General features: G+C 46.2%; 21 protein-coding genes, 1 rRNA gene and 1 riboswitch. Of the genes, 1 reads left to right on the forward strand and 21 read right to left on the reverse strand.

Going from position 1 to position 23,581, the window contains the following annotated elements:
- Positions 1-80: 80 nt before the first annotated feature.
- The 20 genes from ACFO0S_RS11940 to ACFO0S_RS12035 form a co-directional block, all read right to left on the reverse strand.
- Complete coding sequence (locus tag ACFO0S_RS11940) at positions 81-413, reverse strand: YerC/YecD family TrpR-related protein (protein WP_378142322.1); 333 nt, start codon at positions 411-413, stop codon at positions 81-83.
- A gap of 13 nt (positions 414-426) precedes the next feature.
- Entirely contained in the window at positions 427-1,506 is a 1,080-nt protein-coding gene (locus ACFO0S_RS11945; protein ID WP_378142323.1) for a DUF3048 domain-containing protein, read from the reverse strand.
- A gap of 13 nt (positions 1,507-1,519) precedes the next feature.
- Complete coding sequence (locus ACFO0S_RS11950; RefSeq protein ID WP_378142324.1) at positions 1,520-3,250, reverse strand: adenine deaminase C-terminal domain-containing protein; 1,731 nt, start codon at positions 3,248-3,250, stop codon at positions 1,520-1,522.
- Between the two features lie 225 nt (positions 3,251-3,475).
- Positions 3,476-4,741, reverse strand: a complete 1,266-nt coding sequence (purD, locus tag ACFO0S_RS11955; RefSeq protein WP_378142325.1) for a phosphoribosylamine--glycine ligase — start codon at positions 4,739-4,741, stop codon at positions 3,476-3,478.
- An 11-nt stretch (positions 4,742-4,752) separates the two neighbouring features.
- The gene (purH, locus tag ACFO0S_RS11960) at positions 4,753-6,285 is read right to left on the reverse strand and encodes a bifunctional phosphoribosylaminoimidazolecarboxamide formyltransferase/IMP cyclohydrolase (RefSeq protein ID WP_378142326.1); all 1,533 of its coding nucleotides are present in this window, start codon (positions 6,283-6,285) and stop codon (positions 4,753-4,755) included.
- A 3-nt stretch (positions 6,286-6,288) separates the two neighbouring features.
- Positions 6,289-6,873, reverse strand: a complete 585-nt coding sequence (gene purN / locus ACFO0S_RS11965; RefSeq protein ID WP_378142327.1) for a phosphoribosylglycinamide formyltransferase — start codon at positions 6,871-6,873, stop codon at positions 6,289-6,291.
- The gene (purM, locus tag ACFO0S_RS11970; RefSeq protein WP_378142328.1) at positions 6,860-7,909 is read right to left on the reverse strand and encodes a phosphoribosylformylglycinamidine cyclo-ligase; all 1,050 of its coding nucleotides are present in this window, start codon (positions 7,907-7,909) and stop codon (positions 6,860-6,862) included. Before purM ends, purN begins: the two co-directional genes overlap by 14 nt.
- Positions 7,910-7,919: 10 nt before the next feature.
- Positions 7,920-9,341: an amidophosphoribosyltransferase gene (gene purF, locus ACFO0S_RS11975; protein WP_378142329.1), complete on the reverse strand. Its 1,422-nt coding sequence runs from the start codon at positions 9,339-9,341 to the stop codon at positions 7,920-7,922.
- Positions 9,317-11,545, reverse strand: coding sequence for a phosphoribosylformylglycinamidine synthase subunit PurL (gene purL / locus ACFO0S_RS11980; protein ID WP_378142330.1), 2,229 nt, complete (start codon positions 11,543-11,545; stop codon positions 9,317-9,319). Before purL ends, purF begins: the two co-directional genes overlap by 25 nt.
- Positions 11,529-12,215: a phosphoribosylformylglycinamidine synthase subunit PurQ gene (gene purQ / locus ACFO0S_RS11985; protein ID WP_378142331.1), complete on the reverse strand. Its 687-nt coding sequence runs from the start codon at positions 12,213-12,215 to the stop codon at positions 11,529-11,531. The genes purL and purQ overlap by 17 nt, the downstream gene beginning before the upstream one ends.
- Positions 12,212-12,466 (reverse strand): phosphoribosylformylglycinamidine synthase subunit PurS, encoded by a 255-nt coding sequence (gene purS, locus ACFO0S_RS11990; protein ID WP_378142332.1) that lies wholly within the window; start codon positions 12,464-12,466, stop codon positions 12,212-12,214. Before purS ends, purQ begins: the two co-directional genes overlap by 4 nt.
- Positions 12,463-13,179, reverse strand: coding sequence for a phosphoribosylaminoimidazolesuccinocarboxamide synthase (gene purC / locus ACFO0S_RS11995; protein WP_378142333.1), 717 nt, complete (start codon positions 13,177-13,179; stop codon positions 12,463-12,465). The genes purS and purC overlap by 4 nt, the downstream gene beginning before the upstream one ends.
- Positions 13,180-13,190: 11 nt before the next feature.
- Positions 13,191-14,489 (reverse strand): adenylosuccinate lyase, encoded by a 1,299-nt coding sequence (purB, locus tag ACFO0S_RS12000; protein ID WP_378142334.1) that lies wholly within the window; start codon positions 14,487-14,489, stop codon positions 13,191-13,193.
- 11 nt (positions 14,490-14,500) lie between these two features.
- The gene (gene purK, locus ACFO0S_RS12005) at positions 14,501-15,619 is read right to left on the reverse strand and encodes a 5-(carboxyamino)imidazole ribonucleotide synthase (protein ID WP_378142335.1); all 1,119 of its coding nucleotides are present in this window, start codon (positions 15,617-15,619) and stop codon (positions 14,501-14,503) included.
- Positions 15,616-16,104 carry a 5-(carboxyamino)imidazole ribonucleotide mutase gene (purE, locus tag ACFO0S_RS12010; protein WP_378142336.1) on the reverse strand — a complete coding sequence of 163 codons (489 nt, stop codon included), beginning with the start codon at positions 16,102-16,104 and terminating at the stop codon, positions 15,616-15,618. Before purE ends, purK begins: the two co-directional genes overlap by 4 nt.
- A 152-nt stretch (positions 16,105-16,256) precedes the next feature.
- Positions 16,257-16,357, reverse strand: a riboswitch (purine riboswitch).
- 68 nt (positions 16,358-16,425) lie between these two features.
- Entirely contained in the window at positions 16,426-16,614 is a 189-nt protein-coding gene (locus ACFO0S_RS12015) for an NETI motif-containing protein (RefSeq protein ID WP_378142337.1), read from the reverse strand.
- Positions 16,615-16,702: 88 nt separating this feature from the next.
- Complete coding sequence (locus ACFO0S_RS12020; RefSeq protein ID WP_378142338.1) at positions 16,703-17,716, reverse strand: ABC transporter ATP-binding protein; 1,014 nt, start codon at positions 17,714-17,716, stop codon at positions 16,703-16,705.
- Positions 17,688-18,716, reverse strand: coding sequence for an ABC transporter ATP-binding protein (locus tag ACFO0S_RS12025; protein ID WP_378142345.1), 1,029 nt, complete (start codon positions 18,714-18,716; stop codon positions 17,688-17,690). The genes ACFO0S_RS12020 and ACFO0S_RS12025 overlap by 29 nt, the downstream gene beginning before the upstream one ends.
- Before the next feature lie 19 nt (positions 18,717-18,735).
- Positions 18,736-19,683 carry an ABC transporter permease gene (locus tag ACFO0S_RS12030; RefSeq protein WP_378142339.1) on the reverse strand — a complete coding sequence of 316 codons (948 nt, stop codon included), beginning with the start codon at positions 19,681-19,683 and terminating at the stop codon, positions 18,736-18,738.
- A gap of 12 nt (positions 19,684-19,695) precedes the next feature.
- Positions 19,696-20,601: an ABC transporter permease gene (locus ACFO0S_RS12035; protein WP_378142340.1), complete on the reverse strand. Its 906-nt coding sequence runs from the start codon at positions 20,599-20,601 to the stop codon at positions 19,696-19,698.
- Between the two features lie 422 nt (positions 20,602-21,023).
- Here ACFO0S_RS12035 and ACFO0S_RS12040 point away from each other — a divergent pair, with 422 nt between their 5' ends.
- Complete coding sequence (locus ACFO0S_RS12040; RefSeq protein ID WP_378142341.1) at positions 21,024-22,679, forward strand: glutathione ABC transporter substrate-binding protein; 1,656 nt, start codon at positions 21,024-21,026, stop codon at positions 22,677-22,679.
- 526 nt (positions 22,680-23,205) lie between these two features.
- Here ACFO0S_RS12040 and rrf read toward each other — a convergent pair.
- Positions 23,206-23,321, reverse strand: a 5S ribosomal RNA gene (rrf, locus tag ACFO0S_RS12045).
- Between the last annotated feature and the right edge of the window lie 260 nt (positions 23,322-23,581).

The raw sequence follows: 23,581 nt of genomic DNA on the forward strand, positions 1-23,581 counted from the left end.
TCGATTTCATTTCGCCGACGCTGTTGTTTTCATAGAGTCAGTATACCAAAAAAACAGGTCCCCCTAAAGGGAAACCTGTTTTATGAGCGACGACCTTTCGTCGTTGGTTTGAATGATTCTTCATCTGGATATAAACGCCCAAGCATTTCATCATACGTGTCATTCCCGTAATCAAAACAACGTCGGACGCGAGAAATGGTTGCTGTACTAGCACCCGTTTGTTCTTTGATGGTTTCATACGTTTTTTGAAGGCGCAGTAAATGGGCTACCTCAAAACGCTGAGCGAGTGATTGAATCTCGCTGATTGTGCACAAATCGTCAAAAAAACGATAGCATTCTTCAATATTTTTCAGTTCCAAAACCGCTTTGAAGAGCTGATCGGTTTGATGTCCTTTAATTTTTTCTACTTGCATGGATTCACGTCCTTTAATTTGTATACGTCACCATCGCTTCCAAACCGCGGTGGGCAGGAATGAAATGAACCCATGTCTGACCTGGTTTTAGAGCAACCGGCTTTTCTCCAGAGACGACGACAAGTAATCCATCTTCATTTATCCACTCAACAGATTGGCGTTTCCCGTCGCGGAATAGCCATGCGTTTCCACCATCACTCAAATTTAGAGCGAGACGTCCTTCCGAATCAATCACCCGATGAGGCATTTCTAGAAATACGACATTGGCAAGTTGGAGTTCCTCACTCGTTTCTGCATCAACGGTTCGTAGCCCTGCTGTTTCACGGCTATAGAAGCCAGTATCATGGTCATAACTATAGTGATGAATAAATTGGCGGTCACTACTAAACGAGACGGTGACAGAACCCGCCTCTTCCGTTTCATCCACCGAAGTGACGTCTTCTGAGAAATGGAGGCTTGGCAAATTGTCTTCTTCAAGTGTCAGCGCTGTCCCTACTTTTTCCGCACCTTTTACAATATCGCCCCCACTACTGTATGAGTTATGCGGTGCTTTTCGTGCGGAAGAACGTTGGAAATAGGTGCCGTCATATTGCATCCCATTCATATGGGCAATCTCTCCACGGTTCAACATACTTTTTGCATCCGGGCTATAGCCGTGTGCGATATAAAATGCATCAAAACCTTTGGCGACATGGATAAAATAATCCCGTGCACTACGGATGGGACCGACGCGTCCCGGATATTCACTTTGATACACAGCAAGAAGGCGTGTGACGCTTCCTTCTGCCAGCATTTCATAGATAATATCCGCTTCTTTTAGACCAGATTGCGGTCGTGCAAGCGGATGGTTGTTAATTGTCACAACGACCGGTCGATTGAGAACTTGCTCTTTCGCTGGTTCTCCACTTAACGGTGTGAAAAAAGGAAATTCTTCTTCGACGGTGTCCTCTTCTATTTGTTCAGGCTCTTCCGCTTCGATAATTTCCACTTCTTCTTGTTCTACTTCCGGTTCGAGCGACTCGGCTTCTTGTTTATTTCGACAGCCCCCAAGTAACACGACCACACACAGCAATAGTATTCCCCAATACTTCATTCCTGATTTCCCCCTACCTCATGACAGAAGGGAACAAGACTTGTTTCTTTAATACATCGACGATTCCTCTTTGCGTCACGCGCACATATGGCAAGTGGGTCGCTTGTAAAAACAACAATGTATAGATGGCATCTCCATGTTGAAAGCCAAGTTCCGATAACTGTGCTTTAAGTTCTTTTTCCTGTTGCATCAATTCTTCGACAGGAAGCGGAGAAAGTCCTCCTCCGATTGGCAACGGAATGGAAGCAAGGATTTCATCGTTCTGACTTATGGCAATGCCGCCATTCATTTCTTTAATTTTTTCATATGCTTTGCGCATTTGTCTCTTATCTTTTCCGATGAGCAAGATATCCCCCATGTTGGAATACGAAGAGGCAAACCCTTCTAAAGAAGTAGCGAAGCCTTTAAGTAGGGTATTCACTTTCCATTTACCATTCCGGTCGATCAAAACAAAGAAACTTTCGTCATGTGTTTTTGCAAGCGAGTCTTCTGTTGTATCGACGCTTACACGATACGGCTTAATAATCACGTCATTGATCATCTCTAAACCAAATGGCATCGAGAATTGAAAATCCGTGTCTTTTAGTTCAACTTCAAATGGATTGTCATTGAACATCGAAAAGTCGGTTCCTGAAAACGTTATTTGACGCTTTCCATCTCGCTTGATCCATTGACCTTTTGATAAAACACTGACAGGAGTCGGCGACATCTCATCTTTAAGGAAGTTTATGGAGGCAAGTCTTCCGGTCGCAATGACTCCGTGCAAATTGGATACATTATAGTACTTGGCAGGATTAAATGTAGCTAATAGATACGCATCTACCGGATCGACACCAGCATCGAGCGCAATTTGAATGCACAGATCCATCACGCCGTCTTTGTGGAATCCGGGCGTACTGCCGTCTGTGGTCATCATTAAGTGGTCGAAAATCTTCAAGTCTTTTTCAACGATTTGTTTGAGCAGATGCGGTAGGTCAGGACGAATAGATGAGTGACGAAGTGTAACTGCATATCCATGTTGAATGCGTCGTTCCACTTCTTCAATCGTCATGGCTTCATGATCACCGTCTGCTCCTAATAAACGCATTTTTGTTAATGTCTTTTCAGACGCTCCCGGAAAATGTCCTTCGATTTTCATCCCTTTTGTTTTCGCTTGCTGCATCCAGTAGAGCATCTGGTCGTCTCCACTCAAAAGTCTCGGCCATCCTGTCAGTTCTCCCCCCATGACCACATCCGGACGTTCCATCCATTCAGATATGGCTTTTGTAGTAAAGAGTTCTTCTTCATGCTCAAGTTCGGTTTGCGAATCGAAACGCGCCCACCAGTAGAATGAGAACGGCAATTTTCTTAAGCTTTCCATAAATGAAAACGCTTTCTTGTTTTCCATTGTCAAAAATAGCGGCAAGTTGTCGGAAATCAACATGGTCGTTCCGGATTGCGCACAGAAGTCTGCGAATGTTTCTGGGTTGTAGAGTTGGAACGGATGACTGTGTGCTTCGATGTAACCAGGTACGAGTTTGTAGTCCGATGCATCGACAATCTCCGTGCCTTCTGTTGTGGCAGGTAATTCCGTTCCCGCATAAACGAAACGGTCTTTCACGATCCAGATGTTGCCTTCCACCCATTTTTTCAAGTGGCTGTGTAAGTAAGTGGCGTTTTGAATCAGGATGTCAGGCGCGGCATCGCCACTCACGACGGCCAACTGATGGCGAATCTCTTCAATTTTCCAAATCGGGTATTGCATGTCGTACACACCCTCTTTCTCAACAAATCATAAACAGTGTATCATAATACTTTAGCAAAGTGAAGCGCGAAAGTGTTGAATATCCTTTTTTTGTCTACTCACTATACGGATGGCTGTGTCTAAGCTTTCTAGCAAGGGCTTCAGAAATAAAAACAGGTGTGAATGATGCGCATTGTGCAGCACCATCCACCCCTGTTTAGTTGACTCACATGTTTATAGTCTTCCTTACTTCCTCGCGCGCCACCCGATGTCTTTACGGTAGAAACACGAGGGCCAGTCGACGCTCGATAAGGCGGCATAGGCAAGATCCGACGCAGCTTCGTGTGATTCCGCTGCAGCCGAGACAACTAGCAAGCGCCCTCCGCTTCCGCGGTATCTATCGCTTTCCGCATCTCCATCACGCACTGTGCCGGCATGGAACACAGATACGCCTGAAAGTTTATGGAGGTCTGGAAGTAGTTGTCCTTTCACAGGCTCGTCTGGGTAGCCTTCTGCTGCTACGACAACGCCGACATGAGAAAGATTGTCCCACTTTACTTCTGGTCGCTCACCTTCTAGTAAATCAACTATCAAGCGGCCGAAGTCATTTTGCAGTTTCGGAAGCACTACTTGTGTTTCCGGGTCACCAAAGCGGGTGTTAAACTCAATGACTTTGGGCCCTTCGTTGGTCGCAATCAGACCTGCATACAGGATGCCTGTAAACGGGCGACCTTCTTCGGTCATGGCCTGCACCGTCTTGCTGACAATGGATTCAAGAGCCGTTTCCGCTAATCCGTCCGGCAGATGTGGCACTGGGCAATACGCGCCCATCCCTCCTGTGTTCGGCCCTAGGTCGCCATCATACGCACGTTTGTGATCCTGTGCAATTGGCATCGGAATAATGTGGCCGTCATGCACAAAGGCAAGTAAGGAAAATTCTTCGCCTTCTAAAAATTCTTCAATGACGATGCGGGCAGAGGCATCTCCAAAGCGCTGACCGTCAAGCATCGAGCGCACAGCCTCTTCCGCTTCCGCCTCGGTCATAGCCACGACGACCCCTTTCCCTGCAGCAAGTCCGTCCGCTTTAATCACGATTGGCGCACCATGTTTTTTAATATAGACAAGCGCTGGCTCCACTTCGTCAAAAACTTCATAGAAAGCCGTCGGAATCCCGTAGCGCTGCATGACATCTTTCGCATAGGCCTTACTGCCTTCGAGTTCTGCAGCCGCTTGGGTCGGACCAAAAATACTGAGACCTTCTGCTTCGAAATAGTCGACGATGCCTTCAGACAATGGCTGTTCCGGACCGACAAACGTGAAGGTGATCTTCTCGCGCTTGACGAGCTGGACGAGTGCGGAAAAATCGAGAGGAGAGAGCGCAACACACGTTGCTTCCTCATTCATTCCGTCGTTGCCTGGGACTGCAAAGACCTCGGTCACGCTTGGCGACTGATGAAACTGACGTACGATGGCGTGCTCACGGCCGCCACTTCCAATCACAAGTACTTTCATGCGATTTCCTCCTAGTGTTTGAAATGACGAATGCCTGTAAAAACCATGGCGATGCCAAGTTCATTGGCTTTATCAATCGACTCTTGATCCTTTACAGAACCGCCGGGCTGGATGATTGCTGTTATGCCTGCTTGTGCGGCTGCTTCTACTGTATCGGGCATCGGGAAGAATGCGTCGGATGCGAGGGCTGCTCCTTTTGCGAGATCACCTGCTTGTTCAAGAGCAATCTTCGCAGCACCAACACGGTTCATCTGTCCTGCACCCACCCCAACCGTCATTTGATCATTGGCAACCACAATGGCATTGGATTTCACGTGTTTCACGACGTTCCAGCCAAGTTCAAGTGCCTGCCATTCCGCATCTGTCGGTTGACGTGTTGTGACGACGTCGACATTCGCATGCGCAAGGGACGCCGTATCCGGAGACTGAACGAGCAGTCCGCCTTCAATCGACACGACATTGAATGCTTCTTGATTGCCTTCTTCGAACGGGATCGTCAGCAAGCGAATGTTCTTCTTCGCTTTTAACATGGCAAGCGCTTGTTCCGAGAACGAAGGCGCGATGATGATTTCTAAGAAGATACCGCCGAGCGTGCGTGCGGTCTCTGCATCGACTTCACGGTTCAAGGCGACAATACCACCGAAAATGCTCGTTGCGTCCGCTTCATAGGCTTTGTGGAACGCTTCTGAAATCGTGTGGCCGATGCCGACTCCACAAGGATTCATATGCTTCACAGCCACGGCAGCTGGCTGCTCGAACTCTTTAACAAGTTGAATCGCTGCGTTGGCATCTTGAATGTTGTTATAGGAAAGTTCTTTTCCGTGCAGTTGTGTCGCTGCTGCAATTGAGAATGTGGACCCCATTTTATTTTGGTAGAACGCCGCTTGCTGATGGGGATTTTCGCCGTAACGAAGGTCCTGTACTTTTTCATACGTCAGTGTCAGCGATTCAGGGAAGTCTTCCCCTGCCATATCACTAAGGAAGGCTGCGATCCATGCATCATACGCTGCTGTGTGACGGAACACTTTCGCTGCCAAGCGACGGCGCGTCGTGAGTGTCGTCTCTCCTTGCGCGGATAATTCGTGAAGAACCACCGCATAGTCACTTGGATCTGTTACGACTGTCACGAACTCATGGTTTTTCGCCGAAGCACGCAACATGCTTGGGCCGCCGATATCAATATTCTCAATGGCTAGTTCAGGTGTCACATCTGGACGTTGAATGGTTGCTTGGAACGGATAAAGATTCACACAGACCAGTTGAATCGGTTGAATCGAATGCTCTTCTAGCTGTGCCAGATGGGCAGGGTCATTGTGTTTTGACAAGAGTCCCCCATGAATTTTCGGATGCAACGTTTTGACACGCCCATCTAAGATTTCTGGGAAGCCCGTGACATCTCCCACTGCGGTGACAGGTATTCCGGCTTCTTGCAATGCCGATTTCGTGCCTCCTGTCGACAGGATTTCAAAGCCAAGCTCGACAAGTTGTTTTGAAAAATCGACGATGCCTGTTTTATCTGACACACTCAGTAATGCTCGTTTCATTGATTACCTCTCCTCATTCCATAGCTGGTCTAATGCTGTTTTGTATAGTTCATGTTCCACAGTGTGTATGCATGCTTCGGTGTCTTCACGTGTGGCCTGCACATTCACTGCTTGTTGCGCGATGATGGGTCCCGTGTCCATTCCCGCGTCCACGTAATGAACGGTGACGCCAGTGACGTGTACCCCGTGTGCGAACGCTTGACCTACTGCGTCCTTCCCCGGAAATGCAGGAAGTAATGACGGGTGAATGTTGACAATGCGACCGTCAAATTCGGCTAACAGCGTAGGCCCGATCAGTCGCATGTACCCTGCGAGCACAAGCCACTCTGCTTGGAGTTCTTCGAGTATCGAGAGTACCGCAGTTTCATATGCATCTTTTGTTTCATACTGTTTTGGAGACACGGCAATTAGGGGAATTCCCCAGTCTTTCGCCCGTGTAAAAATATAAGCATCCGGTTTGTCGCTGACGATTCCAACAAGCTGCCCTCTAAGTTCGCCTTGTTGCACCGCTTGATAAAGAGCTTCTGCATTGGATCCGCTTCCCGATGCAAACACCACGAAGCGGACAAGTGGATTAGAGACTGCCATCATGTGCTCCTTCAAACTGCACGCCCGATGTGTTCGTCACTTTTCCGATAATGTAAGCTTGTTCTCCGATGTCTGCTAAGCGCTTTTGAACCGTGTCGACGTCTTCCACATCGACAGCTATCACAAAGCCGATTCCCATATTAAAGACACCGTATAGGTCTTTGTCAGAGAGAGAACCCAGCTCCTTTAAATGGGTGAAGATGTCAGGAACTGGCCATTCGCCCAACTGAATGTGGACACCAAGTCCTTCTGGCAACATGCGCGGAAGATTTTCATAGAACCCGCCACCTGTCACGTGTGCCATACCTTTAATCTTTACGTGTTCTTTTACTGCTGCTACAGCTTTTGCATAGATACGTGTCGGTGTAAGGAGCACGTCCGCGTAGGTCTTTTCTGCATCAAACGGCACCGCGTCTGTCAGTTCTTTTGTGTGCGTAGAGAAAAGAATGTGACGAACGAGCGAGTACCCATTGGAATGAATACCACTCGACGGAAGACCGATGAGGACCTGGCCTGCCTGAATCGCAACTCCTGTGATGACATCTGCTTTTTCACACGCCCCGACAACAAATCCCGCTAGATCATACTCGTCTTCATCGTACAGACCTGGCATCTCGGCGGTCTCTCCACCAATGAGAGCTGCACCTGATTCTACACAACCGTCCGCCACACCTTTGACGATCTGCTCGATTTTTTCTGGGACAGCTTTCCCGAGGGCCACATAATCGAGGAAGAATAATGGTTCCGCTCCTTGCGCCACGATGTCGTTGACACACATGGCCACACAATCAACACCAATCGTGTCGTGACGATCTGCCATGAAAGCAAGCTTCAGCTTCGTGCCTACACCGTCTGTTCCAGAGATCAACACTGGTTCTTTTAATTGTAAGGCAGAAAGGTCAAACTGTCCGCCAAAACCGCCGAACGTTCCTTGAACACCGAGACGACTCGTGCGTTCCACATGTTTCTTCATACGGTGAACGGCTTCGTATCCCGCTTCAATATTTACCCCTGCTTGTTCATATGCTTTTGACATGGTGGGCCTCCTAGCGAACCAATTCTTTTTCGTGCGGTAATTTTGTATCTGAATAAATCGAAGTTGGGTACTCACCTGTAAAGCACGCGAGACATTGTCCACAGTTTTTGTATTCTGGTGAACGCCCGACGGCTTGTAACAACCCTTCTACTGATAAAAAGGATAATGAGTCAGCGCCAATGAGGTCGCGCATTTCTTCAATAGAATGATTGGCAGCAATCAGTTCAGAGTCACTGCTGATATCGATTCCATAAAAGCATGGATTTTTAAGAGGTGGTGAGCTGATGACGACATGCACTTCACTCGCTCCGGCTTCTTTTAGCATGTTGACGATCCGGCGTGACGTAGTTCCTCGGACAATCGAGTCATCGACCATGACGACACGTTTGCCTTGCACGACTTGGCGTACAGGAGACAACTTCATTTTTACACCGCGTTCCCGCAGCTCCTGTGAAGGTTGAATGAACGTCCGCCCTACGTACCGGTTCTTGATAAGTCCCATCTCATACGGGATGCCGGTCTGCTCTGAAAACCCAATCGCTGCTGAAATACTGGAATCTGGAACGCCTGTGACGATATCTGCTTCCACTTGAATTTCTTTGGCAAGTTGAATGCCGAGACGCTTGCGTGCCGTATGAATATTGATACCGTCAATATCTGAATCCGGACGAGAGAAATAGATGTACTCCATCGAACAAATAGCTCGTCCGCGATCTTCTGTATAGAATGACGAACGGACGCCTGTGTCATCGATTATGAGAAGCTCCCCTGGTTCGACGGAACGGATTACTTCTGCACCTATCAAGTCAAAGGCACTTGTTTCTGAAGCGACGACGAAACCACCGTTTAGCCGGCCGAGTGATAGAGGACGCATACCATTTGGATCTTGTGCGACCATCAGGAAATCTTCCGTCAAGATGAGAAATGCAAACGCACCTTTTAACAGGCGAAGTGCTTGTTTCGTGCGCTCTTCAAACGATTGCAAGTGACTGCGTTTGATTAAGTGAGCAAGAACTTCCGTATCTGATGTCGTTTGAAAAATACTTCCTTGGCGCTCGAGGCTTCGCTTTAAATCTGTGGCATTGACGATATTCCCGTTATGCGCAATGGCGAGAGACCCGGTCGTTGAGTTGAACAGCAAGGGTTGGACATTCGCAAGTCCCGAACCTCCTGCCGTTGCATAGCGCACGTGAGAGATTGCTGCTTTACCTTCTAGAGCTTTCAATTTCTGCTCATCAAAGACGTCATTGACAAGTCCTTCGCCGCGCACAGCTCTTAGTGCTTCTCCGTCTGTCGCGACGATTCCTGCCCCTTCTTGCCCACGATGTTGCAAAGCGTGAAGCCCGTAATAGGACATGGGTGCAGGGTCATGATGACCCCACACGCCAAATACGCCACATTCTTCATTTAATCCTCGGAGTTCAGTAAGCATGGAATGGCTCCTTTCCAAGCAGCGAAGAGTTCCGCTACTGGCATGTTGATCCACGTCTCTTTCACGTTGTTTTCAATGACAAGTGTCGCTTCTTCTGTGATGACTCCGACACGTTTAGCTTCCGGAACTGCCGCTTCGAACGCTTGTTGATGTTCAGGAGAGACCGTTACAACAAAGCGTGATTGCGTTTCACTGAATAACGCGGTAACTGCTGAACCTTCCAGTGTCACTTGCATGCCAAACGGTGTACCAAATACGACTTCAGCGAGGGCTACTGAAAGTCCGCCTTCTGCCACGTCGTGTGCCGAAGCAACTAGTCCGGAACGAATCGCCGTCAACAGTTGCTTTTGGCGACGCGCTTCTACTGTCAAATCAATGGCTGGCGATTTCCCGAAGATACGGCCTTCTGTAAGCTTTTGTAGCTCTGAACCGCCGAACTCCGTCATCGTTTCTCCAATGACATACACGTTGTCCCCTGCGTGCTTCGCTGTTTGTGTCGTGACGTGCGCAAGGTCTTCAATTAACCCGACCATCCCAATAGTTGGTGTCGGGTACACTGCGGAACCACTGCGTTCGTTGTATAGAGACACGTTTCCTCCGATGACCGGTGCATCAAGTGCAAGACATGCTTCTGAAATACCGTCTGCCGATTGATCGAGCTGCCAGAAGATTTCTGGATTTTCCGGATTTCCGAAGTTCAAACAGTCTGTGATAGCAAGTGGATGTCCACCTGAACATACGATGTTACGTGCCGCTTCAGCGACCGCAATCTTCCCACCTGTAACAGGGTCTAAGTAGATGTAGCGTGAGTTACAGTCTGTTGTCATCGCAAGTGCTTTGTTCGTCCCGCGGACCCGAACGACCGCTGCGTCTGAACCTGGAGTGACAACAGTAGACGTGCGCACTTGGTAATCGTACTGGTCATAGACCCATTCTTTAGATGCGATAGTCGGTTGTTGCACAAGATCAAGGAATGCTTGCTGCACGTCTTCAACGACAGGCTCTTGATTTTCTAATTGCTGATATTCTGTGAAATACGCTGGAACTTGTTTTGGTTTATGATAGACAGGTGCTTCTTCAGCGAGTGCATCTGCCGGGACTTCTGCGACGACTTGTCCTTGGTGGAACAGACGAAGCATTTTATCATCTGTAACCTGGCCTACCGGCACACAGTCGAGGTCATACTTTTCAAAGATGTCGATGATTTCTTGCTCACGGCCTTTTTTCACAACAAGTAGCATGCGCTCCTGAGACTCAGACAACATCATTTCATACGCGGTCATGCCCGTTTCCCGTTGCGGGACGTAGTCTAAGTTCATCTCGATACCGAATCCTGCTTTTGATGCCATCTCAGCTGAAGACGACGTCAGACCGGCCGCTCCCATATCTTGAATCCCAATCAAAGCATCTGATTTGATTACTTCTAGACACGCTTCCAGTAGCAGTTTCTCCATAAATGGATCGCCTACTTGGACAGCTGGACGTTTCTTTTCGGACTCTTCGTTCAGTTCTTCTGACGCAAACGTCGCACCGTGAATACCGTCACGTCCTGTTTTTGCACCCGCGTAAAGAACCGTATTGCCTACGCCTGCCGCAATTCCGCGTTGAATGTCCTCGTGATTGATGAGACCAACAGCCATCGCGTTGACGAGTGGATTTCCTTCGTAACATGGATCAAACTGAATTTCCCCACCTACCGTTGGAATGCCGATACAGTTGCCGTAGCCTGCAATACCTGCGACGACTTCTTCAAACAAATACTTTACACGTGGCGTCTCTAGTTCTCCAAAACGTAAAGAGTTCAATAGAGCAATCGGACGAGCCCCCATGGAAAAGACGTCACGAATGATGCCGCCAACACCGGTTGCTGCACCTTGATAGGGTTCAATGGCAGATGGGTGATTGTGCGATTCCATTTTAAAGACGACGGCTTGCCCGTCTCCAATATCAACGATTCCTGCACCTTCCCCAGGACCTTGCAACACTTGCTTTCCGGTTGTCGGAAACTTACGTAACACCGGTTTTGAATTTTTATAGGAACAGTGTTCTGACCACATAACGGAGAACAAACCCGTCTCTGTGTAGTTCGGTGCACGCCCTAGAATGGATGTTGCCAGTTCAAATTCTTCATCCGACATCCCCATTTGAGCATAAAGCTTCAATTCTTTGACTTGTTCGGTTGTTGGTTCAAGCATGACTGACATGAGATTCCCTCCACTGTTTTAAAATCGATTGGAATAACGCGAGACCATCGGTGCCACCCATGACGTCGTGCACGGCACGTTCCGGATGGGGCATCATGCCAAGCACATTGCCTTGTTTATTGATAATACCGGCGATATTTGAGAAAGAACCATTCGGACCTTCTCCTGTATAACGGAAGACGATTTGATTATTCGCCTCAAGTTCAGCTGCCGTTTCTGCATCACAAAAGTAGTTACCTTCTCCGTGTGCAATCGGGATATGAATTTTTTGGCCTTTGTCGTAGCCACCTGTAAATAGCGTGTCGTTAGAGACGACTTCCAGCTCAACAGTGCGACAGATGAATTTTAAGTTCTTATTGCGAAGGAGTGCCCCTGGCAGGAGACGAGCTTCCGTTAACACTTGGAACCCATTACATACACCAAGAATTGGTTTTCCAGCTTCCGCTGCTTTTTTCACTTCTGCCATGATGTTAGAAAACTGAGCAATTGCGCCGCAACGCAGGTAATCCCCATACGAGAATCCACCAGGGAGCAGGATAGCATCGTAGCCACTGAGGTCTGCCTCATCGTGCCAGACATACTCGACGTCTTCTCCTAGCTCATCTTTGATGGCATGGTACATATCTAAATCACAGTTTGATCCCGGAAATTGAATGACGGCAAATTTCATTGCGAAACAGCCTCCTCGATTTCGTAACGGTAATCTTCTATGACGGTATTCGTTAACAGACGCTCGCACATCTCTTTCACCAGCGCATCGATGTCTCCTGCTGTTTCATCGATTTGAAGTTCTAAAAACTTTCCGATGCGAACGTCTTGCACAGCTTTATAGTCCATAGCATGCAAGGCACCCTTTACTGCTGAGCCCTGTGGGTCGAGTACGCTTTCGCGAAGTGTTACATAGACATTTACTTTTTTCATTGAGAAGATCCTCCTAAGCGGGAAAGTATAATGGCATAGCCATCTGTTAAATTACCTAAGTTGCGGCGAAATACATCTTTATCGAGCTTTTGGTTTGTTTCTTTGTCCCACAACCGGCACGTGTCTGGGGAAATTTCATCAGCGAGCAAGATCTCCCCGTTCGTTGTCCGACCAAATTCTAATTTAAAATCTACTAGTATGACACCAATTTCGTAGAAAATCTCTTGTAAATGCGTGTTAATTTCAAGTGCAAGGTGCTCAATCGTTTGCTTCTCTTCTTCTGTAGCTAGTTTTAAGAGCGCAATATGGGCATCGGTCAGAAGCGGGTCCCCTAAGGCATCGTCTTTGTAGTAAAACTCGACAAGTGGTTTTTCAAGCTTGACGCCTTCATCAAAACCAAGGCGGTTCGCGAGGCTTCCCGCAGCGATATTCCGTACAACGACTTCAAGTGGGATAATCGCTACTTTGCGGACCAATTGTTCCGTAGGCGACAACTCTTCCACGAAGTGAGACGGAATACCTTTATCGGCAAGGCGGTTGAAAAGAATGGATGTGATTTGGTTGTTGAGTTCCGCTTTTCCAGCAATCTCTTCTTTCTTCTCTCCGTTAAATGCGGTTGCGCTGTTTTTATACTGCACGTAAACGATGTCTGGATCATTTGTTGCGAACAATTGCTTCGCTTTGCCTTCATATAGTAGAGCACCTTTTTGCACGAAAAATCCTCCTAGTTCGTTAAGCCGACGCGTTCAAAAATCGCATCAACTTGCTGAATGTGATAGTTGTAATCAAAGCAATCGTCAATTTCTGCTGCATTTAGTTTGCTAGAAATTGTTTCATTTCCTTGCACAAGCGGTTTGAAATGAGACTGTGTTTCCCACGCTTCCATGGCAAGTGGCTGCACCGTATCATACGCTGCTTCACGGGACATTCCTTTGTCGATGAGTGCCAGCAGGACGCGTTGTGAATAAATAAGACCAAGTGTTGAATCCATGTTGCGTTTCATGTTTTCCGGGAAGACCGTTAAGTTCTTCACGATGTTGCCAAAACGATTCAGCATGTAATTAAGTGTAATCGTCGCATCTGGTAAGATGACGCGCTCTGCAGATGAGTGCGAAATATCACGCTCGTGCCATAAAGCAACGTTCTCCATTGCAGTGACCATATGTCCACGCAACAGACGTGCAAGGCCTGTCATGTTTTCTGAACCGATCGGGTTGCGCTTATGAGGCATCGCGGATGACCCTTTTTGGCCTTTTGCAAAGAACTCTTCGACTTCACGCGTTTCAGACTTTTGAAGACCTCGGATCTCTGTCGCAAATTTTTCAATGGATGCACCAATTAATGCAATCGTGCTGATGTACTGTGCGTGGCGGTCACGTTGCAATGTTTGTGTGGAGATCGGAGCTGCTTGAAGTCCTAACTTTTCACACACATAGCTTTCCACGAAAGGATCGATGTTCGCGTAAGTGCCGACTGCTCCTGAAAGCTTACCTGTTTCAATTACTTTAGCAGCTGCTTCAAAGCGCTCTAAGTTGCGTTTCATTTCTTCGCGCCATAAAGCCAGTTTTAAACCAAACGTTGTCGGCTCTGCGTGGACGCCGTGTGTGCGGCCCATCATCACTGTGTACTTGTGTTCTTTTGCTTTAGTAGCTAAGATTTCAATAAAGTTTTCAATGTCGCGTCGTAAAATGACATTGGCTTGTTTGATCAAATAGGAAAGCGCTGTGTCCACAACATCTGTAGACGTCAGTCCATAATGTACCCATTTCTTTTCTTCACCTAATGTCTCAGATACTGCACGTGTAAACGCAACTACATCGTGACGCGTCTCTTCTTCAATTTCTAAGATGCGGTCTACAGAAAAGGTTGCATTTTCACGAAGTACCTTGACGTCTTCTTTTGGAATGTCACCTAGCTCAGCCCACGCTTCGCAAGCTAAGATTTCTACTTCTAACCAAGCTTCGTACTTGTTTTGTTCGGTCCAGATGTTGCCCATCTCGGGACGTGTATAGCGTTCAATCATGTCAATTCCTCCTAGGACCAAATAGTGGTCTCTTCTAATTCAAACAAGGTGCGTTCCATATCATCTGTCATGATGGTGATGTGGCCCATCTTTCTATTTTCTTTTGCTTCCTGTTTCCCGTAGAGATGAAGCGACCACTCAGGATGTTTGGCCAATTGGTTCGTTGCTAGAACGACGTGTTGTCCGAGCAAGTTCACCATTATCGAAGACTCCCACAGTCGCGGTTTTCTTAGCGGCCAGCCGCAGATAGCGCGAATATGCTGATGGAACTGAGAAACATTACATGCCTCAATCGAGTAGTGCCCTGAATTATGAGGACGAGGTGCCAATTCGTTAATGATCAATTCTTCCTCTACAACGAACATCTCTACAGCAAGTGTTCCAATTAGATTTAAATGCTCCGCAATAGCTTTTGCTGCTAGCTCTGCTTTTTTCTCAATGGCGTTAGTTACACGCGCAGGAACGATGCTTTGATGCAAAATATGATTGATGTGAATATTTTCGGCTATTGGTAGGATGTAGCTTTCTCCTACTGCATTTCGGTGAATGATGGTTGAAATCTCGGTCGTGAAGGGGATGATTTTTTCTAGGACGCAAGGAACACTTTCTACGATAGATCGTGCTTCCTCTAAGTCGGTTTCAGAAGTCATCTTCAGCTGACCTTTGCCATCATAACCACCTCGAGCTGTCTTTAAAATGACAGGATATCCGAGCTTTTCGATGCCACGGTGAAGATCTTTCACGGATTCCACGATGGCGAATGATGCTACAGGTACACCGGCTTTTTCAAGCTCTGTCTTTTCAATACGGCGGTCCTGCGTGATACGAATCAATTCAGCTCCTTGAGGAACATACGCATATTCCATCACTTTCTTCAGACCATTGTAGTCGATGTTTTCAAACTCATACGTGATGACGTCACTTACCTCTGCTAATTCAGCGAGCGCTTGTTGATCTTCATAAGGTGCCACGATACGAACATCTGCCACTTGGCCACAAGGGGAATCCATCGCTGGGTCTAATACAGCCACTCGGAAGCCCGCTTCCTTTGCTGCGAGTGCCATCATACGACCCAGTTGTCCGCCACCGATGATACCAATTGTTTGTCCTGGATAGATGACTTTGCTCATAGTAGGTCACCTGAGCTTTCTTCGACCAGTTGACGTGTCGTCTCGCGTCTCAATTCAAGACGGTCTGCAAGTTCTAAGTCTGTACTTCCGAGGATCTGTGCAGCTAAAAGGCCCGCATTCGTCGCTCCCGCTTTCCCTATAGCTACTGTAGCCACAGGAACGCCTCCTGGCATTTGGACAATCGACAACAACGAATCAAGTCCATTCAGTGCTTTGGACTGAACTGGAACACCGATGACCGGTAATGTCGTCTTAGCAGCGACCATTCCAGGGAGATGAGCAGCTCCACCTGCACCTGCGATAATGACTTGAATCCCACGAGAACGAGCCTGTTCAGCATATTGGAACATCAGGTCCGGTGTTCGGTGAGCAGATACCACTTTCTTTTCATACGAAATCGAGAGTTCTTCTAATACGTCACACGCGTGTTTCATCGTTTCCCAATCACTTGTGCTTCCCATGATAACGCCAACTTTTGCTGTCATGTATGATTTCCCGCCTTTTCATTCGGTCTTGTGAAAAACAAAAATTCCCCAAACAATCTGCTTCGGACATACGCACGAAAGCAGACTATTTGAGGAATTCATGAGGACTCACGTATTTACCCATTCGTAAACACACCTTTCCTGCCGAAACATCAAAAGTCGCTTTCCCGCATAGTCCTGTCATTTACGGTGACATGGTAGAGACGCTTAAGCCAATTCTTAAGCATATATGGGGAAATCTATTCATCAATCTATCGTTAGTTTAACAAGAAATAAAAGTCCGGTCAAGGCAATACACGAACATTATATTTTTCAGACAATTTAACGTTCGTCTTTTGGCATAGTTATACAAAACTCTATTTGTTGTTTAACTGGAACCGGTTCGCCATCTCGCTCTTCGAAAACAGGGACTTCCCTTCTTCCGACGATGAGGTATCCTTCATCTTGCAATCTCTGATAGGCTTCCGAAACTGTTACACTCTCTTTTACAGGTACCCATTGTTTTTTCATTGCCCAGCTTCACCTCTCTAGGTCAGTATAGCAAATTTACATACATAGAAAAACTGCCCCATCCTATTCGGATGAGGCAGTACAATTTTTAATAATTTGGTTGCATAGCGCCAGCTGAAATTTCTTCCATGTAGTGACACGCTGCTTCATGTCCTTCTTTCATGATACTGGACGTTCGAAGTTTTGGTTCTTCAGTACGACACTTATCCGTAGCAAATGGACAACGCGTATGGAAACGACAGCCTTGTGGTGGGTCGATTGGAGACGGCACGTCCCCTTTTAATACGATACGCTCTTTTTTCTTGTCTGGATCCGGAACCGGAATCGCAGATAATAGCGCTTTTGTATACGGGTGTTGTGGATTTTCGAACAAGCTGTGCTTATCGGCAATCTCAACAATCTTACCGAGATACATAACAATGATGCGGTCAGAAATATGGCGGACGACACCAAGGTCATGCGAAATGAACAGGTACGTCAAGTTGAACTCTTCTTGAAGGTCCTCAAGAAGGTTCAGTACTTGTGCCTGAATCGACACGTCAAGTGCCGATACTGCTTCATCACAGATAATTAGTTTCGGATTAACTGATAATGCACGCGCAATTCCAATTCGCTGACGCTGACCACCCGAGAATTCGTGAGGGAAACGATCTGCTTGGTAAGGTAGAAGCCCTACCGTTTGTAGAAGCTCTTCAATACGTGCACGACGCTTATTGGCAGGCAATACATTTTGAATTTCCATCGCTTCATTTAAAACTGAAGCAACCGTCTGACGAGGGTTAATCGAAGCATATGGATCTTGGAAGATGATCTGCAAGTCTTTGCGGTAGTCCCGCATTTGACGCTTGCTGATGTTCGCAAGGTCTACACCTTGGAATTCTACCTTCCCTTCTGTTGGCTCTTCTAAGCGAAGGATGGATCGACCTGTTGTTGATTTACCACAACCGGATTCACCAACGATACTGACCGTTTCACCTTCGTAGATCGTGAAGCTGATATCATCTACTGCTTTTACATGGTTGACAGTCCGTCCTAAAAATCCACCTTTAATCGGGAAGTATTGTTTCAGGCCTTCAACCTTTAGCAATTCTTGTTTCGCCATAAACCTGTACCTCCTTCTCTCCTGGCCATTCATCAGAATAGATCCAGCAGCGGATTTGATTGCCTTCTGCATCTGTCATTAGCTCTGGCATCTTCGCACGGCAAAGATCCGTTGCTGCTGGACAGCGTGGAGCAAAACGGCAGCCTGTTGGCATTTCATGCGGGCTTGGAACATTCCCTTTGATTGGCACAAGCTTTTCCTGATCGATATCGTGACGCGGTAATGAGTTTAATAATCCAATAGAGTATGGATGTTTCGGCATTTTAAATAGCGTGCGGATATCTGAATACTCCACAACTTGACCTGCATACATAACAGCCACATAATCACATGTTTCTGCAACGACGCCAAGGTCATGAGTAATAAAGATAACGGACATGCCAAGACGTTCTTGAAGTTCTTTAATCAACTCTAAGATTTGCGCTTGAATGGTTACGTCAAGTGCCGTTGTCGGTTCATCTGCTATCAGAATTTCCGGATCACATGCTAATGACATGGCAATCATGACACGTTGACGCATCCCACCCGAAAGTTCAAACGGGTAAGCTTTTACACGTTTCTCTGGAGATGGGATACCTACAAGCTTTAATAGTTCAACGGAGCGAACCATAGCTTGTTTTTTATTCATTCCTTGGTGGTGAATCAAAGACTCACTAATTTGTTGTCCCACTGTATAAACCGGATTTAAAGAAGTCATCGGCTCTTGGAAGATCATTGAGATTTCATTTCCACGTAGCTTGCGCATACGGTCTTCTGAAACCTTAACTAAGTCTTCCCCTTTGAAGCGAATTTCGCCACCTTTAATTTTTCCGTTTCCAGCAAGTAAACGAAGAATAGAAAGAGACGTGATACTTTTACCAGAACCCGACTCTCCTACGATTCCGATTGTCTTCCCTTTTGGCACATCAAAACTAACGCCGTCGACAGCTCGCACTTCTCCTTGATCTGTTGAGAAGGACGTCTGCAAGTTTCTCACTTCAAGTACATTATCTTTTGAAATCACGTAGAGACACTCCTTCCTAGTTTAGATCAATACGTTTATTTAAGAAGCGATATGAAATATCTACTAATAAGTTAACAAGAACGAATAACACAGAAATCACGAGAACAGTTCCTTGAACGATCGGGAAGTCACGTGTACGGATGGCGTCAATCGTTAAACGTCCCATTCCGTTGATTGCAAAAATCGTCTCAGTCAGTACAGCTCCACCCAAGAAGCCACCGAACTCAAGACCTACAACAGTAACTACAGGTATTAACGCATTCTTTAACGCGTGACGGTACGTTACGATACGCTCAGACAACCCTTTCGCACGTGCAGTACGAATATAGTCTTGCCCAATAACTTCAAGCATCGAAGACCTCGTCATCCGAGCAATAATGGCTGCCCCACCTGTTCCAAGTGTGATAACAGGCAAGACGACTTGTTTCCATGAATCTCCCCAACCTGATGGTCGCATCTTTAAGAACTCCAGTGACTCCGGCATCCAGTTTCCAATAGCGAACCACTGTATAAGAAGTAATCCAAACCAGAAGTTTGGCATAGATAGACCGAACAAGGCGACAATCATAACCGTGACGTCGGTCAAGGTATAGTGTCTAACGGCAGAGATAATTCCCGCGATTAATCCCAAAAACACAGCTAGTATCGTGGAATAAAAGGCGAGCTCAAAGGTCACCCAAAAACGCGCTGAAATTTCATCCATTACTGGACGTCCAGAACGTACAGACGATCCAAGGTCACCTTGGACGGCATTTCCTAAGAACGTCAAGTATTGAGTGTGTAGTGGATCATTTAATCCAAGACGTTCACGAATATTGTCAACGGTTTGTTCAGATGCTCCTTCACCAGCGATAATCTTCGCTGGGTCACCAGGTACGAGGTGCATTAACGAGAATACTAAAATCGTTACCCCGAGAAGTACTGGTATCGTCTGAAGAAGTCTACGGATAATATACTTAGTCAACTCTCATCACCCCTATTTTTTCATTTTTGGATCAAGTGCATCACGAACGCCATCACCAAAGATATTGAAAGCAAGTACAACAAGAACAATCATAATACCTGGGAATAAGGCCACATGACCCGCTTCATACATGTATTGACGCCCTTCATTAAGCATAGCTCCCCACTCCGGCGCTGGTGGTTGTGCACCTAGTCCAAGGAATGCTAGACCCGCTCCTGTTAAAATCGCAGTCGCAATACGTAACGAAGCTTGTACGATAATTGGAGACATGACGTTCGGCAAAATATGTTTAAAGATGATACGAAGATCCGATGCACCTAGTGCCCGAACGGCATCGATGTATTCCAGTTTTCTTACGGATAACGTGGAACCTCGAACAATACGCGCAAATGCAGGCACAGAGAATATCCCGACTGCAATAATTACGTTTGTTAAACTGCCTCCTAGTACGGCTACAATTGCTAGTGCTAGAAGAATCCCAGGGAATGCAAGTAGAATATCCATAAGACGCATGATGATGGTATCAATTTTCCCACCGTAATAGCCCGATACGATTCCTAGAATGACTCCTACAACCCCACCAACGATTACAGATAGAAAACCTACATATAAAGTAAGCTTCATACCGAAAACGATACGTGTAAAGATGTCACGTCCAAAACTGTCTGTCCCGAACCAATGTTCAGCAGACGGACCTTGAAGCTTGTTCGCAACACTCGTTTTATTTGGCTGCAGGTCTGTAAATGTCGATATGATCCATGGTCCTAAAAAGGCCATAATAATGAAAAACAATATCATTGATCCACCGACAACAGCAGCTTTGTTCTTGGCAAGTCGACGCCAAAATTGTTTGAAACTCTCAAGCTGCGGATTCACCTTTTTGGCTGTCACAGGATGATTCACTGTTTCTTCGCTCATGAAGTAAACACCCTTTCCTATTTAACTATTCTGTCAAAGAACTAGACTAGCTTATTTTACAAGATTCACGCTTATATGACTAGTTTAGATTTGTTACAATTCATGTATGATAGTTAATTATCAGAATCCAATTTCAATTCTAATGTTATATTAGGGATAGCTTATTTTAATAAAAAAAGCGCTTTCTAAGTTTATTATACTATATTAAAATAGTTTTAAATCGATATATCTGTATGATATTGGTATAAAAATCATAAAAATATTATTTTTTTCATTAAGCTAATTCATTTCATCTATCTAAATCATCTATCAGTTGGAATTTATTACCTTGTGACAAGCCGATTTATATGCTATATTATTTTTTGAATATTATGTTCACTCTAATATTCAAAATCATATAATGTATAGGGGGCAACTCACGTATGGCTATTAACAAAAAGTCACTTTGGTTTCTTCTGTTAACGCTGATTCTTGCACTATTTTTAGCTGCATGTGCTGGCGGTAGCGACAATGAGGAATCTACAGATGATCCAGTAGAAGAAACTGGTGGCACAGAAAATGCTGAGGATGGCGAAGATACAGAAGGTACAGAAACTGACGGTGCAGAAGGCGGAGATTTAATCTTGGCAGTTCTTTCAGATGCATCATCACTTGATCCACACGGTTCAAATGACGTACCATCTTCTGTTGTTCAAGCAAACATCTATGAAACATTAGTTAATCGTGATGAAAACAACGAAATCGTTCCTGGTCTTGCAGAGTCTTGGGAGCAAGTTGATGAAACAACTTGGTCATTCAAATTACGTGAAGGCGTAACGTTCCACGATGGCGAAGCGTTCAATGCTGAAGTTGTAAAAATGAACTTAGATCGTATCCGTGACGAAGCAGTAGCTTCTCCTCGTCTCTTCTTGTTTGAGATGATCACGAATGTTGAAGTTGTAAGCGACTACGAAGTAAACATTACGACTGAGTATCCATTCGCACCATTACTCGCTCACCTTTCACACAATGGTGGCGGTATGATTTCTCCAGCTTCTATTGAAGCAGACTACGAAGCATTAAATGGCGGATCTGATCCAGGTTCTGTTATCTCTGAAGGCCCAGTAGGTACTGGTTTCTTCAAATTTGATTCATGGACTCCAGGTTCTGAAATCAAACTTGTAAAGAACGAAGAGTATTGGGGTGAAGGCGCGAAAGTTGATTCTGTAACTTTCCGTGTTGTTCCTGATTCTCAAGTACGTGCAGCTGACCTAGAAACAGGTAACGTACACATTATCGATCCAGTTCAACCAAACGAAGTTGAGCGTATCAACAACTCTGGCGCTGCATCTGTTAACCAAAAAGCTTCTTCAAGCTTAGCTTACCTTGGTTTCAACACAGAAAAAGCACCATTTGATAACCCATTAGTACGTCAAGCAATCTCTAAAGCAATCGACCGCGAAGCAATCATCAGCGGTATCTATGATAACTATGGTATTCCAGCGATTGGACCACTTGCACCTGGCATCTTCGGTTACACAGAAGACATCGATACAGTTGAGTTCAACATGGAAGAAGCAAAAGCTCTTCTTGAAGAAGCAGGCATGGCAGATGGTTTCTCTACGTCTATCTGGACGAATGACAACCCACAACGTCAAGCAATCGCAGTTCTTATCCAAGAAGCTCTTGCTGAGTTAAACATTGAAGTTTCTATCGAAGTAATGGAATTCGGTACGTACCTAGAGCAAACGGCTGCTGGTCAGCACGATATGTTCATCCTTGGTTGGTCTAACCCTACTGGTGACGCTGACTACGGTATGTATGCACTGTTCCACTCTTCACAAAAAGGTAACCCAGGTAACCGTTCATTCTACGAAAACGCAGATGTGGATGCATTACTTGACCAAGGTCGCCGTGAAGCAGACCCAGCAGCTCGTGAAGCGATCTACGCTGAAGTTGCTCAGTTGTTAACAGACGATGCGCCAATGGCGTTCTTATTACACACTGAGTACTTAACAGGTGTTGCTGACAACGTTCAAGGATTCGATATCGGTACTGACGGTATCTACGATCTTCGCAACGTAACAATCGGTAACTAATTCTTACTGATTAGTCCCCTTCTCATCTTTTGAGAGGGGGATTTTTTAGTTCTAGATGTGGAGCAGGCTCGCTCTGAAATTCTGTCAAATGACAGCGTGGACAGGGAGGCGTCTTTTGCCTCTATGGTCGCGATGTCATTTGGCATGGATTTCAAGCCTGCGCAACTCGATACCACCTAGATGTAGAGAACGTTCGTTCAGAAACCGTGAGCTAAGACGGGGGCTCCTAGGGATTTTCATGGGCTGAGAGCGCGTTCACCGTACAGCCGAGCGATTTGTCGTTACAAGTTGCCACTTTCTCGTTACCAAATGATGATTTGTCCTACCAGCGATTCGATTTGTCGTGACAAACTGATTTATTGGAAACTATTTCTCTTCTATACCCCTGTCTCTGAGCCCCCACCTTCCCTCAAGAACGGATGTCCCAAGCCCTTGCTAGGAAGACCTTCCCCACTTCAGGGGTTCAGTCCTTGTCTCAAAAGAAAGCACAAAAAAAGCCATCCCTCTCGGGATGACTTTCTTGAATGCCCAGCGACGTCCTACTCTCACAGGGGGAGACCCCCAACTACCATCGGCGCTGAAGAGCTTAACTTCCGTGTTCGGTATGGGAACGGGTGTGACCTCTTCGCCATCATCACTAGACCTTGAGCCTGTTCGCTCAAAACTGGATAGAACTTCATTGATTGTGTCGATGTAGACTGATCCCGATGGAATCAAGTTGCGTGACCTAGAAATACACTCCAAGATCTGTCGCACCCAATGAGGCAAAGGACGCCTCTCTGTGCACGCCCGATCTTCTCGGAATTTCTGACGTAGGTCACTCCACATCTAAAATTTGGTTAAGTCCTCGATCGATTAGTATTCGTCAGCTCCACACGTCGCCGCGCTTCCACCCCGAACCT

Origin of the sequence: Chryseomicrobium palamuruense (assembly GCF_042649045.1) — a bacterium.
Lineage (GTDB): Bacteria > Bacillota > Bacilli > Bacillales_A > Planococcaceae > Chryseomicrobium > Chryseomicrobium palamuruense.

Bases quoted from the DNA above. Each gene is read 5' to 3' on its own strand.
- purE (WP_378142336.1), bottom strand. From the start codon at position 16,104: ATGACAGCAAAAGTTGGCGTTATCATGGGAAGCACAAGTGATTGGGAA.
- ACFO0S_RS11940 (WP_378142322.1), bottom strand. From the start codon at position 413: ATGCAAGTAGAAAAAATTAAAGGACATCAAACCGATCAGCTCTTCAAA.
- purN (WP_378142327.1), bottom strand. From the start codon at position 6,873: ATGGCAGTCTCTAATCCACTTGTCCGCTTCGTGGTGTTTGCATCGGGA.
- ACFO0S_RS12015 (WP_378142337.1), bottom strand. From the start codon at position 16,614: ATGAAAAAACAATGGGTACCTGTAAAAGAGAGTGTAACAGTTTCGGAA.
- purK (WP_378142335.1), bottom strand. From the start codon at position 15,619: ATGAGCAAAGTCATCTATCCAGGACAAACAATTGGTATCATCGGTGGC.
- ACFO0S_RS11945 (WP_378142323.1), bottom strand. From the start codon at position 1,506: ATGAAGTATTGGGGAATACTATTGCTGTGTGTGGTCGTGTTACTTGGG.
- purS (WP_378142332.1), bottom strand. From the start codon at position 12,466: ATGAAAAAAGTAAATGTCTATGTAACACTTCGCGAAAGCGTACTCGAC.
- purF (WP_378142329.1), bottom strand. From the start codon at position 9,341: ATGCTTACTGAACTCCGAGGATTAAATGAAGAATGTGGCGTATTTGGC.
- purH (WP_378142326.1), bottom strand. From the start codon at position 6,285: ATGAAACGAGCATTACTGAGTGTGTCAGATAAAACAGGCATCGTCGAT.
- purQ (WP_378142331.1), bottom strand. From the start codon at position 12,215: ATGAAATTTGCCGTCATTCAATTTCCGGGATCAAACTGTGATTTAGAT.
- ACFO0S_RS11950 (WP_378142324.1), bottom strand. From the start codon at position 3,250: ATGCAATACCCGATTTGGAAAATTGAAGAGATTCGCCATCAGTTGGCC.
- ACFO0S_RS12020 (WP_378142338.1), bottom strand. From the start codon at position 17,716: ATGGCGAAACAAGAATTGCTAAAGGTTGAAGGCCTGAAACAATACTTC.
- ACFO0S_RS12040 (WP_378142341.1), top strand. From the start codon at position 21,024: ATGGCTATTAACAAAAAGTCACTTTGGTTTCTTCTGTTAACGCTGATT.
- purB (WP_378142334.1), bottom strand. From the start codon at position 14,489: ATGATTGAACGCTATACACGTCCCGAGATGGGCAACATCTGGACCGAA.
- purD (WP_378142325.1), bottom strand. From the start codon at position 4,741: ATGAAAGTACTTGTGATTGGAAGTGGCGGCCGTGAGCACGCCATCGTA.
- purM (WP_378142328.1), bottom strand. From the start codon at position 7,909: ATGTCAAAAGCATATGAACAAGCAGGGGTAAATATTGAAGCGGGATAC.
- ACFO0S_RS12035 (WP_378142340.1), bottom strand. From the start codon at position 20,601: ATGAGCGAAGAAACAGTGAATCATCCTGTGACAGCCAAAAAGGTGAAT.
- purL (WP_378142330.1), bottom strand. From the start codon at position 11,545: ATGTCAGTCATGCTTGAACCAACAACCGAACAAGTCAAAGAATTGAAG.